At 62.2% G+C, this 12,440-nt stretch carries 9 protein-coding genes; 2 read left to right on the top strand and 7 right to left on the bottom strand.

Translation table 11 applies throughout. From position 1 onward, the window contains the following. Positions 1-11: 11 nt before the first annotated feature. From AC3WLD_RS07275 to AC3WLD_RS07255, 5 genes are all read right to left on the bottom strand, one after another. Positions 12-971 carry a DnaJ C-terminal domain-containing protein gene (locus AC3WLD_RS07275; protein WP_492556281.1) on the bottom strand — a complete coding sequence of 320 codons (960 nt, stop codon included), beginning with the start codon at positions 969-971 and terminating at the stop codon, positions 12-14. A 114-nt stretch (positions 972-1,085) separates the two neighbouring features. Continuing rightward, on the bottom strand, positions 1,086-2,777 hold the full coding sequence (locus tag AC3WLD_RS07270; RefSeq protein WP_492556280.1) for an ATP-binding protein: 1,692 nt from the start codon (positions 2,775-2,777) through the stop codon (positions 1,086-1,088). Continuing rightward, positions 2,749-4,236 carry an ATPase domain-containing protein gene (locus tag AC3WLD_RS07265; protein ID WP_492556279.1) on the bottom strand — a complete coding sequence of 496 codons (1,488 nt, stop codon included), beginning with the start codon at positions 4,234-4,236 and terminating at the stop codon, positions 2,749-2,751. Before AC3WLD_RS07265 ends, AC3WLD_RS07270 begins: the two co-directional genes overlap by 29 nt. Positions 4,237-4,432: 196 nt before the next feature. Beyond that, complete coding sequence (locus tag AC3WLD_RS07260; RefSeq protein WP_492556278.1) at positions 4,433-5,356, bottom strand: YfdX family protein; 924 nt, start codon at positions 5,354-5,356, stop codon at positions 4,433-4,435. A 37-nt stretch (positions 5,357-5,393) separates the two neighbouring features. Continuing rightward, entirely contained in the window at positions 5,394-5,732 is a 339-nt protein-coding gene (locus AC3WLD_RS07255; protein ID WP_492556277.1) for a DUF5335 domain-containing protein, read from the bottom strand. 453 nt (positions 5,733-6,185) lie between these two features. On the opposite strand from AC3WLD_RS07255, the gene AC3WLD_RS07250 reads away from it, so the two are divergent. Continuing rightward, positions 6,186-6,821, top strand: coding sequence for a helix-turn-helix domain-containing protein (locus AC3WLD_RS07250; protein WP_492556276.1), 636 nt, complete (start codon positions 6,186-6,188; stop codon positions 6,819-6,821). A 52-nt stretch (positions 6,822-6,873) separates the two neighbouring features. On the opposite strand, the gene AC3WLD_RS07245 is transcribed toward AC3WLD_RS07250, so the two are convergent. Beyond that, on the bottom strand, positions 6,874-7,683 hold the full coding sequence (locus AC3WLD_RS07245) for a universal stress protein (RefSeq protein ID WP_492556275.1): 810 nt from the start codon (positions 7,681-7,683) through the stop codon (positions 6,874-6,876). Between the two features lie 419 nt (positions 7,684-8,102). Further along, the gene (locus AC3WLD_RS07240) at positions 8,103-10,565 is read right to left on the bottom strand and encodes an NAD-dependent epimerase/dehydratase family protein (RefSeq protein WP_492556274.1); all 2,463 of its coding nucleotides are present in this window, start codon (positions 10,563-10,565) and stop codon (positions 8,103-8,105) included. 73 nt (positions 10,566-10,638) lie between these two features. On the opposite strand from AC3WLD_RS07240, the gene AC3WLD_RS07235 reads away from it, so the two are divergent. After that, complete coding sequence (locus AC3WLD_RS07235) at positions 10,639-12,408, top strand: cation:proton antiporter domain-containing protein (protein WP_492556273.1); 1,770 nt, start codon at positions 10,639-10,641, stop codon at positions 12,406-12,408. The last annotated feature ends 32 nt before the right edge of the window (positions 12,409-12,440 follow it).

Here is a 12,440-nt window from a genome sequence, read left to right as displayed (position 1 = left end):
TGCCAGTCGGTCTAGACGCCCAGCGGCGCGCGTGGGTTGATCTTCTTTCCAGTCGACCAATTCCGTACGAACTGCTCAAGCTGCTCGTCTCCGGAGGGCAGATCGACGAGAAGGCGCACGAGCTGATTGCCGCGGCTGCCATCGCGCCGGTGAAACCCCTTGCCCTTCACGCGGAGAACGCGGCCCGAGCTCGAACCCTTCGGAATTGTGAGTAGCACCGGTCCATCGACGGTCGGCACCTTGATCTTGGCGCCAAGGACCGCCTCATCGAGCCGGATCGGCAGGTCGAGCCGGACATCGTCCCCCTCCCGCGTGAAGAAGCGATGGGGTTGGATCTCGATGGTGATGGTAGCGTCACCGGGCGCTCCCATGCCGTTGTCGCCATGACCGGGAAGCCGCACCTGCGTACCGCTCTCCACTCCGACCGGCAGTTTGAGCTCGACCGTTCTGCCGTTGGCCAAGGTTACGCGTTGCGGCCTCAGGGCAGCCGCGTCCTCGAAACTGACGGCAAGCCGGTAGGCTATATCCGCCCCTCGTGCGGCCCTCGAGGAGCGCCCTTGCGCGCCTCCAAATGCCTGCGCCCCCGCACTCCCGAAGAAGCCCTCAATGATATCGGCGAAAGCATCCGGATCTCCGGAAAACTCGAAGGTTGCCGCCCCTGGACCGCCGCCGGTCCGGAAGCCACCACCCCTCCTGGCATAGGCCCCAGTGTCCTCGAAGCCACCGCCAAACCCGAAGGGGGCCCTGGGGTTACCGTTCTCGTCGATCTCACCCCGATCGAACTGCGCCCGCTTCTCCTTGTCGGTCAGCAAATCGTAAGCGGCGGTGACGGCCGAGAACTTCTCGGCCGCATCGGCATTTCCAGCGTTTCGGTCGGGATGCAACGACTTGGCCAGTTTGCGATAGGCCTTCTTGATCGTTGCCTCATCGGCGTCACGCGCGACGCCCAGGACTTCGTAGGGATTCGCCATGTTTCGCTCTAAAGCAAATTGAGAAGATTTGCTGCCGCAGAGCTGCGGCAGCGAGTGTAACGCCAATCGATGCACCTTGATCCGAAGATCGCGGCTGCTTGCTACATCGCCGGATCATTCGGCCTGCAGTCCCCGAATAGCTGTCTCGAGCTCCTGAAGGCCGTAAGGCTTCTTGATGATGATTGAGCCTTCGGGAGGCGCATGTCCGGCAGATGGGTTCGCATAACCGGTTGTCAACAGCACCGGCATCTGAGGCGTTCGCTTTTTCAGTTCATGGGCTAGATCGATACCGCTCATCCCTCCCGGCATCACGACATCGGAAAAGACGAGGTCAAAATTTGTGCCGTTTTCAAGCTTTTTCAGCGCGTCCTTTGCCGTGGACGCCCGCTGCACTTTGAGGCCCAGGCACTCGAGCATTTGCGTTGCCAAGTCGGCGACCTGGTCATTGTCTTCCACCAGGAGAACATACCTGTCTCCATTCGCCACCGGCCGGACGGACTGGATCGCCGCAGCATTCCGAGCCGAACTCCCCTCGGGCAGGGCTTTGGGCAGCAGCAGGGCGATCGTTGTCCCCTGCCCCGGCTCGCTGCGCACCGACACGGTGCCGCCGGATTGAGTCGCAAAGCCGAAGACCTGACTAAGGCCCAAGCCGGTTCCCTTGCCGACTGGCTTGGTCGTGAAGAAGGGATCAAACACCCGTTCGATATGCTCGGGAGAAATGCCGGAGCCGGTGTCTTCGACCTCGATCCGCACGAAATCGCCAGTGAGATTGCCACCCTCGGATGCCTCCTCCCGCGCGTTTCGCGCTCTTATCGAGAGGGTGCCCCCAGAAGGCATGGCGTCACGGGCGTTGACGGCAAGATTCAACAGCGCGAGCTCAAGCTGCGTGCGATCGGCGAAGACTGGCCAGAGATCATCTTCGAGATCGAAATTGATCGCGATGTTCTCGCGAACGGCCCCGCTGACGAGGATGTTCATGCCGTCGAGCAACGCCCGAAGATCGAGAACCTCGGGCGTCAGCGTCATGCGACGGGCGAAGGCAAGAAGTTGGCCCACCAGCGCCTGGCCCCGTTCGGCGGCCTGCCGCATGCCATCCATCAAACGCTCGTGTCTGTCCGGATCGGTCGTCCGGTCCAGCATGTCCAGCCCAGCCTTTATGACCTGGAGGAGATTGTTGAAGTCGTGGGCGAGCCCTCCAGTCAGCTGGCCGATCGCCTCGACCTTCTGTGACTGGCGCAGTGCCTTTTCCGCCTCTTCCCGGCGCCGCATCTCCTCTTCAAGGTCCCGGGTTCGCTCTTGGACTCGCTGTTCAAGCGAGTCCTTCAGGCGTCTGAGCTCTTCCTCCTGATGCATGCGCGCGAGAAGGTGCTCGCGGAACTGGTACTGTCTGCGGCGTGCGCGCAGGCTCGCTCCGAGCGTGCTGACGAGAGGCCCCGATCGAAGCGGGCGCTCCAGGAGAATGACGTTTTCGTATCCCCCGATCCTCGTCTCTGCCGACTTCGCGGGCGCGCGCCCGTTCGCCGTCACCAGAAGGACGGAGAGATCGGACCAGGGTGGCTGGCTCTTCAGAAAGTTTGCCAGCGCCGATACCTGCTTCGGCCGAGACAGGGCCTCCTCTGCGATGAGAAGCGCGCCGGCACCCTCCCCGATCGCCTTACAAAGCTCGTCGACCGTTTCGCAAAGGTGCGGGATCATGCCGGCGCCAGAAATGACTTTCGCGACGGCTGGCCCGTCGCGGCGCAACGGCGCCAATATCATGATTCGCTCTTCCCGGCTTTCAGCTTCCTGGGGCACGACCGTTCGCATCCGCTAACGAGCCGGGGCCGCCGACAAAAGTCGGCACGCCGGTAAGCACCCCCTGGAACGAGCGGATAGGTGGCCCAACATGCACGCCGGTGCTTGAGGTGAGGCTGTATTCCCTTATTGTTTTCTCATGAAAGCCGCTCCGGCTCTTGAGCACGGAAATCGCCTTGCGCACCTCTCCCTCGGCTTCGAAGTACCGGAGCACCACGACAGAATCCGCCATGAAGCTGAGGTCAATCGGTGCATGGGTTTCACCGACCAGCCCGTGCTGCGCCATGATCAGGATGGTCACCACGCCTTGATTGCCGAGATATGTGAGCAACTCGTGCATGTGCAGGATGAGCGCCTGCTCTTCGGGCATCGATGCGATGTAGCTGTTGAGGCTGTCGATCACCACGATGCGGACGCCGGCGGCGATGTGGCGCTGAACCCGGTCGACGAACTCGCCGGGCGACAGAGTGGTGGGGCTGAGATCGCACCAGGAAAGCCGCTTGTCTTCGATCGCGCCGGCGAGATCCATTCCCAGCCCCGCGGCGCGATCGGCAGCCGTGCGATAGCTCTCGTCGAAGGCGAAGAAAGCGGCCGATTCGCCGCGTTTCGCCGCTGCCAACGCGTACTGGATACCGAACGTCGACTTGCCGACGCCTGAGGGTCCCATGACAAGGGTGCTCGTCCCCCGCCGGAGGCCGCCGCCGAGAAGCTGATCGAGAGCCTCGACATCGCTCGATATGGAGTCGCTGGGGAACTCGGACGCGTATTCCGACGCCACAAGGCTGGGATAGACTTTGATCCCGCCCGTCTCGATGACATAGTCGTGAAAACCGCTTCGGAAATTCACGCCCCGCAGCTTGATCACCGACAGGCGCCGGCGGACCACGCCATACTCCATCCTGCGCTGCTCTAGGCTGAGGACGCCGTGCGCGACGCTGTGAAGCTGCAGTCCCGACGCTATCTCGGTAAGGTCGTCGATCGCGAGGACTGTGCAATCCCTTTCGGAGAAGTAGCGCTTCAGCGTGAGGATCTGACGCCGGTAACTGAACTGATCTTCGGCAAGCAGCCGCAGCTCGGTCAATGCGTCGATCACGAGGCGATCGGGCTTCACCTCATCGATCTTGTCCAGGATGACCTTGACGGTCTCGCCCAGCTCGACCTCGGATGGATGGAGCAGGGCCTGCTGCCGATCGGGATCGGCTTCCAACGGCGGCACATCAAGAATGGTGACGCCTTCTAGGGACCAGCCGTGGCTCGCAGCGCTTGAGCGAAGCTCTGCCTCCGTCTCGGACAGCGAGACAAAGAGGCTACGTTCGCCTTGCTGCGTTCCTTCGATCAGGAACTGCATCGCAAGCGTCGTCTTCCCGGAGCCCGGCGTTCCCTCGATCAAATAGAGCCGGCGCCGCTCGAGTCCCCCGAGCACGACGGCGTCAAGGCCGACGATGCCGGTTCCGGCAGTAGCGCCGATCACGGCCGCGCTCGCCGGCCGGAGTGGCGGCTGGCCGGCTTGCTAAATTGTTGCCTCCACAGGATTCGCATGGTGCGCATTGTCCATAGCCGTGTCACCGAGTCCATACCCCCGTACCCTCGTGGATGAAGTGGCGGCGAAGGTGCGGAAGCACGAGCCCCGCTTCGACCCATCACGCCAGCGTTGTGCCTGCGCCTTTTCAGCTCTCCTTGGGTTGGCTTGCCTGCTTCGCGCGTTCAAAAAGCTGCTCGATTCGGTCAAAGATTTGCCGGGCCGGTCGCTTCTCCCCGGTTTCGCGCTCAATCTCTTCCAGAGTATCGGAAAGTTCGTCGAGGTCCTTTTTGGTAGCGTAACCAAGCGCTCGGGTTAGTTCCAGCTGCTGACGCGCAGTGCTGATCAAGGACTTGATCCGATCGTTGTCGGCAGCGGATCGCGACCGTTTCGCAGCGAGCTGCTTGGCCTCATTCAAGGCCGCTTGCGCCCGCGTCATCGGCAGCGGAATGATCGTGTCGCGAACGACGATCGTGCTGAGGGCGGTAAGGAGCACTTCCTTCGCGTCCTGGGGCTTGTTCTTTGCAAGGAGCGCGGCTGCTTCCTTGATCGCATCGGGATAGGTCGCAAGCGGGAGGCTGCTGACGCTGATCACCGTCTCACTGGCCAGCCCATCAATAAGGTGTCTTGCCTCCTGTATACGGCCATCTTCGAGCGCCTCCTCCGCCTGCTCGCGCAGCGCCTTCACTTGATTGACATCCGCCAGAATGTTGTGCGTCACGACGTGCTGGTCGACCGGCGCGAGCGCCAGATCGGGACTACGAGCAAGAAGGATCTCAAGCTTCCCGGTGGCGCGTTCGAGCGCGGCGATGGCGTCATCCGGCTTTTTCTGATCGATCGCTGTGAGCGCCGTCTGGGTTTCCTGCAGGGCGGCCATCGCCTCCTGGAGCAACTTGCTGCTGTCTGCCGCCGTCCCCGCGCTGGCTGCCGCTGCGTCCTTCGCTTTTCCGGTCGCCGGGGCTCCCGTGCCGTTCCGATTTTGCTGATCCTTCGTCTCGTTATCGGAACAAGAAACCGCCCCGACGAGCGCAAGAGCTAGCAACGGTACTGATTTGGCTAGCGATCGCATCATGTGTCCTCCTTGCTGATTGGTGGCTCGAGACGGTTGTTCACTGCCGACCTGGTGCCGGAAGCATCAGCGGCTCCTTGAAGCGAACCACGTGACGCACCGAATTCTGGTCGATCACCAGAATGGCATCGAGGCCCGTTGTTCCTTCTTCGACATGCAGTTCCTGCGGCCGTCTGATTAGATGGTCGACTCCCTCGAGTGCGACCTCGAACAGATCATCTTTGTGGTCGTAAGTAATGCCGAACACCGGCAGCCATTCGGCTTCGATCTGATCGCCGAGATCGAGTGAGAGGACCTCGATTTCAGCACGAAGGCCTGTGAGGGCGTCGGTGACGCTATCGCAATAGGCCTTCCATTGGTCCTTAGGGATAGTTCTCATGGCGAGCTCCTCTTCGGGTAGTGGCTGCTGATTTGTTGGTTGCACTGACGGCGGTTCCAGGCACGCGCGCAGGCGCCGCGGTCCCACAGACAGAGGAGCCGGGCGCCACGCCCGGCCACCTGCCCGGTGGAGCTGGATGGCCTCTGTGGGGAGGCGAACGCCCGCAACTCGAGTCGGCTGTATCTGGCGCCCGCGATCGGGGAGGGAAGAAGTCAGGCTGGCGCGAAATCGGCCGTTCGCCTTGGCCAATCGGCCGATACTGTCCCGGTTCACACCACGTCCTTCGCCTCCAGAACTAAAGGGGTGCAGCCAGTCTGACATGCTGGCGCAGAGGTGCCCTGACTTAGATCAGGCAGATTCCTTCTCCTTGACGGCATCAATGTCTTGCAAAGTATCGATAGTGACATATGTCACACAGCATGACGGATGACACGTGGAGAGAGCACTTGAATCATGAACCAGGGGGCCGCACCAAGGCTGGCCGTAGGGGGCATCTGCAAGCTCCGGGTCATTGAACTGGCCGAGCGGCAGGAGCTTCCCGTGGCTGCAGGCAGCGGCCTCTTTCGGGTTCTCTCGGGTGTTCTCCAGACAAGCGTTATCGCCGAAGACGGCCGGCGGTGGATTAGTGCCTTCCACCTCGAGGGCGAATTGATATGGCTCGATCGGGCGAGTGTCCGCAGCCAGATCGCTGAGGCCCTCTGCCCTTCTTCGCTCGCAATCGTCGACGGCTCGATGATGCAAGCGCTGCTGAGCGACGACGACGCGATTTCGGCGGCCGCCCGCGGCTGGCTGCTTCGATCCTATTCAGTGTCCCACAGGTGGGGTTTCCTGCTCGCGCGATCGAACGCCGTCGAGAAGCTCTCGTTCTTCCTCATCGACATGATGAACCGCCTGGACGGCCGGTCCGACTTTTCGCTTCTGATGTCTCGCGCGGACATCGGCGACCATCTCGGGCTGACCAGTGAAACGGTCACGAGAACCTTCACGCACCTGCAGCGTAGTGGTTGCATCGCCGTCCGCGGAAAGGAAGTCTCGATCGTGGATCGTCCCCGCCTGTTGTTTCACGCCGGAGACATCGTTTCAACCTAGCGCGCCACATGTCTCGCATTTAGGGGAGGCCCGGGGTGCAGCGGAAGACTATTCAGTGCGCCAGCAGTAGAGGGATTGGACTTCCGAGCAACATGCCGCGCGTGACGCCTCCGAGCAGCCGCTCCCTGATCCGGGAGTGCCCGTAAGCGCCGAGGACGGCATAGACCGCACGCTCTTCTTGCAGCGCTTTCAGCAAGCGCTCGCAAACGGACCCGGTCCCTCTTTCGAGCGTGAGAACTTCGGACTGAACGCTATGCCGTGAAAGATAGGTAGAGGCCGCTGAGGCGGGGACCGCGACATTGCCGTCCGCCACGGTGAGAATGCGGACGCTCGAGGCCAGGCGCAGGAGCGGCACGGCGAGCCTTACCGCCTGGGCTGCTTCGAACGATCCATTCCAGGCGATCGCGGCGACACCCGAAGGAGCGAAGCCTCCTGACGCGTGTGGGACCGAAAGAACAGGGGCGCGGCTGTGGACGGCCAGGTCGCCGGCCAGCTCCAAAGATTGGTTCCACCGGTCTTCCTGCGAACCATGACCGAGGATGACGAGGTCGCTCAAGCGGGAATGATCCAGCAGAACGCTCGCTGGCGGTCCCTGGTCGCGCACCCATTCGGCATCGACGCCCGCCTCTGCGAGACGCGATGTGACTCGCGCCCGGCTGGCGTCTTGTTGTTCTTCGAGATTCGACAGGAGTTCGACGGAGGGATGGATTCCGCCCAAGGGATCCGTCACCACGAAAGCGGAGAAAGGTGCCGCCTGGACGCAAGTCAGGTGTGCTCCGAGTGCTTTTACCAGCGTCAGGGCTGCCTCGTAGCTAGCGGCCTGGCGGGCATCTTCGGCCACGTAGAGCATCACCGTTTTCATAGGACCCTCCAGATGGTTACGGCAGTCGCAGGTCATTTAAATCACGAGCCCGCAGCCATTGCTGATATAAGTCAGTACGGCCTCCGCCGCCGCCCCCTGGCGTAGCGATGTGTTGGGATGGGGCGTAGTCCATCGCAGTGCGGGGGGCGTGCCAACAGCAAGCCGGTCATACGCTGGAAGCGTGCTTTCGCTGTTCCGTATGATCCGCGATCCATTGTTCCAGTCCGTTCAAGCTGAAAAAGGGCGTGCGCGGATGATCCATCACCTGCGAAAAGAATTTCTCAACATACCACTTGCCTGCCGACTCGCCATGGATCGGCCCAAGGTGCGAGAGCACGGCAAAGAGGTATTCGCCTCTACTCGATCAACCGTGAAGGCGCGCGCTGAGGATGTCAGCAACGCGCGCGACCCCGTTCAGGCTAAACGATCAACCGGTCCCACGCGCCGTAACGGCTTCTTACCTGACCACGCCGGAAGCTGAGAGCCGCGATCAGAATGCCGGCGACCACGTTGGCGACCAGATGCTCTACGCTTGCATCGTAAGCGAAGGGCGTGACGCACAGGTACAGGCCCACGGGAATCAAGAGATAGCGGGCGGCTCTGGCGACCTCCGCAGCCGCGATCGAGACGACCGTGAGAATCAGCGAACCTGCCAGGTGGTCAGCGTTCGCCATCGTGCCATCGGCATCGAAGGTGAGCCGTGTGAACAGAAGCGAAAAGCCGATCGCCGCCGCTGCCGCAAGGTTCCAGGGAAGGTTCACGCCGCCCGAGAAGATGTCCCGAACGATCTCACCCGGGTTTCGCTCGAGCTCGTCTCGCTTCTCCTTGGGCGGATGGCCCTCGTCGGTGTCGCCGAACAAGAGGACACGAATGAAGCTCTTTCCGGCCCGCACACGTCGGCGCAGGAACTGGCATACGGCTACCAGTTCATCGAGCGAATAGGGGATTTGGATCAGCATCGCGGCCGCGCCAATGAGCGCGAGCGTGCTCCAGGTGCCGATCTCGATCGGCTGGATAATGATGAAGAAGATTGACACGATTCCTAGCGGCGCGATCATCAAACCGAACAGCAGGACGAGCCAAGGCATGGTCCGCCAGCGCGCCCGCGAGCCGACAATCCCGGTGAGAATTTCGAGCGCGTAAGTGTACCCCCCAAGCGCGGCATCAGACACCGGCCAGGCTTCCGAGACGTGGCTTGTGATGATCTCCTCGGTACCGTTCTGAGGGTCGTCCGGTCGCCCTTGGAAGAACGGCTCCCACACGTCAGAGACGTAGCCGAGCTGGTATGCGGCAAGGTAGCGGGAGACATAAAGGCCGATCAGTGCAAGTGCGATGATCGGAATGCGCTGCGTCCAACTCGAGGGGTTGAAGGTCCAGCCGGGGGGAACCTCAGGGCCCGCAACGCGGGCGAGATGCGAGGGCCCCGTCTCGGGCTTTGTGCCCACGGCGAAGCCAAAGATGAGCATCCCGACCAAGGTATCGGACAGGTAGGCGGTTGCATTCTCCGTCCACAACACGAAGGGCGCTGCCATGACCAGCGCCCCGATGGCCGCGGAAGCCCAGCGTGCCCAATGCGCATGCCAGCTGAGCGACAGGCCCGCAAAGACGATTAGCAGCACGCCCGAGATTATCTCGGTCCAGCGCAGGGCCGGCTCTGTAACGCCAATCAGGGGCGGCTGTGTGATGAGCCAAGTGCCCAACATGAGGTTCACGAAATGCGCCCAGCGCGTTTCGGTGTAGTCCCTTCGATAGCGCTCGTCGCTCTTTTGCCTGAGCTCTTCGGGGTGCTCGCCCAACGCGGCCGCTTCCTCCAGCTCCGCGGGCGGCCGCAGTCCGTTCTTCTTGTACCAGCCTAGCGGGTCGCGCTTCAGCGCCGCGATCATCCTGGGAAGCTCGTCCTTCAGCCTGTGTCGGGGGCGCCACCCGAGCAGCCTCTCGGCGCGGCTGATGTCCAAAGCATAGTGGTCGTCGGCGAGGCGAACCATGAACGGCTTGATGAACGGCTTCTCGCCTTGATCGATCGCGTCCGGCACCACGGGCTCGAGCTTCTCCTGTGCCCAGGCGCCGAGAGCGGCCACGGACTTGGGGAGCCGCAGCGTCGGCCAATCGTCAATGCCATGAACCAGATAGCCGATTTCGTCCTGCAGAGCGTCGTAGCCTAGCGCTTCTGGCTCGCCGATCAGGATTTCGGTCTCGGGCGGCAGCTCCTTGCGCCGTTCGACCGCTAGGCGGAAAGCCTCGAGCAGGTCATCGCGGTGAAGCATGGACTGACCCACCGTCGGTGAGCCGGAATAGAAATAGCTCTCGAAGTCCCGCTCGTAGATCCTGGCGATCTGATTGGCGAGCGTTGGGACCGCCGTTTCCTCGTCATACACGCCGGCGAAGCGCAGGATTGCGAACGGGATCGCTTTGTGCTCCTGACGGATGACCTCCTCTGCCAGAGCCTTGGACTGGGGGTAGGCCCAGCGCGGTTCTATCGGCCAGCTTTCGTCGATCCGTTCGTCGGGCCGGCACGGGGCATGTACGAGGATTGTGCTCGAATAGACGAACTGCTCGACCTCGAAGCTCTGCAACGCTCGCAGCAGACGCCGCGTGCCCTCGACGTTCACCGTGCGGTAGAGAGGATGTTCCTCGCCGGTGAAGTCGAAATAGGCGGCGAGGTGGATGACTGAAGCGACGCGCGCTCCAAAGCGTTCCCGGACGTGGCTGAGGGCGTCGTCAACGGACTGATCAGAGGCAAGATCGACGGTGACGAGCGGAAAGGAATCGCCTTTGCCCGCTCGGTCTAACCCAACAACGCGATATTCAGCTTCGAAGGCCGCGGCGAGCGAGCGTCCGAGATTGCCCGCAGCACCCGTGATGATGAGCAGTGGTTTTTCCATCGCACCCGTTCAATCCAATTTTTGGCGGTTACGCCGAACGAAAGCCTAAGTTCCCTGGACGCGGTGACGCCGCGTGGCGTGGTTCGTCGTCTGGAGAATGAACAATCCGTGCGGTGCGCGTTTAGGCGTCATGCTGCACCATCTGCTGATCGACGCACTCGTGCTCATTCTCGCCTCGCTGGCAATCGTCGCGCTGTTCACAAGGCTGCGGGTGTCGCCGATCGTCGGCTATCTGATCGCAGGCATAGTGGTTGGTCCGCATGTCCTGAACCTTGTCGAGGCGAGCGAGGGGTCTCGCTTTTTAGGCGAGCTCGGCATTGCCGCCCTGATGTTTGTCATTGGCTTCGACTTTTCATGGCCGCGGATCGTGGCAGCGAAGCGGCTGGTCTTCGTAGTCGGGTTGCTTCAGGTCGTGCTGACAACCCTCGTCGTCGCGGCAGCAGCTCTGATCGTGGGCGTGCCTCTCCCCGGTGCGCTGCTGCTCGGATTCGCGCTGGCGCACTCGTCGACAGGGATCATCCACAAGCAGCTGCTCGACCAGGACGAGGTCGCCGCTCCTCACGGAATCTCGACGACAGGCATACTACTGTTCCAGGACCTGGCGGCGCTTCCGGTGCTCCTGATGATCGGCGAACTCGCATCCGGCGGCGAGCTCGAAGCGGGCCCGGCATTGCTGCGCACGGCCGGCGTCGTGGTCATTTTCCTGGCGGTTGCCTTATTTGCCCGGCGCACGGTCGGCCAGCTCTTCGACTGGATAGCGAGAACAGAATCGAACGAGCCGATCATGCTCGCGGCTTTTGCCCTCATCGTTGGCGTCGCTCTTCTGGCCGAATCGGTCGGTCTGTCGCTCGCGATTGCCGCTTTCATGGTCGGCCTTGTCCTGTCCGAAAGCGACTACCGTCATCACCTCGCCGATGAGCTTCGGCCATTCCGCGACCTTTTTCTTGGACTCTTTTTCCTCACGATAGGCATGAGCGTTGACTGGACGGTGGTCCTCACCGAGCCAGCCGTGACCATCGGCGCGCTGCTCCTGCTCTTGGTCGTCAAACTGATCATCGTGTTCATGATCGTGCGCTTTGGTGGAGCGGATCGCGGGATCGCGCTGCGCACGGCCGTCATCCTTGCGCATGGGGGCGAGCTCTCGTTGCTCATCCTCACCCAGGCGATCGACGGCGGCCTGTTGCCGACGAACGTGGCCGAGGCGGCGTTGGCGGGAACAGCAGCCAGCATATTGCTGGCACCCATGTTGATCCAGTTCAACCAGCGGATCGCCCTTGGCGCCCTTTCAAGTTCCGCCTTCCATCCAGATGAGCCGGCCAACGACCGCTCCAGCGGCGGCATACAGCCCGGCCTTCGCGGTCATGTCATCCTGGCGGGATGCGGCCCCGTCGGTCGCCTTATCTGCACCGTTCTCGAGGCGAACCGAGTGCCTTATCTGGCGATCGAAAGAGACGTGGAACGCTTGCGGCTCGCCCAGCGAGAGGGGCATCGAGTCATGTTCGGGGACGCTACCCGTCGCGGCGTACTCGAAACTGCAGGCATCAAGGATGCTGGTGCCGTCGTCGCCCTGTTGAACAGCCCACCCCGGATCGAGCATCTCGTGCGCCAGGCGCGGCACCTCAACCCCTCCATCCCCATTCTCGTCAGCACTAGGGACGACCGGGGGCTGACTCCTATCGTGAAGGCAGGCGCCACGCACATATTTCCCGAGAACCATGCGGCAGGACTTGCGTTGGCAGTGCAGACGTTTGTGGTGCTGGGCGTTCCTCCGGGTGATGCGCTCGCCCGCGTTCGAGCGGCGCGAGTCCAGCTGAACCCCGAACTGCGGGCGCTGCCGGAGTGAAGACAGTGCCGCGAGCGGATCAGTAAGACAAA

This window comes from Novosphingobium sp. FW305-C-111 (assembly GCF_058783565.1).
This window is presented reverse-complemented; position numbering and strand designations above follow the sequence as displayed.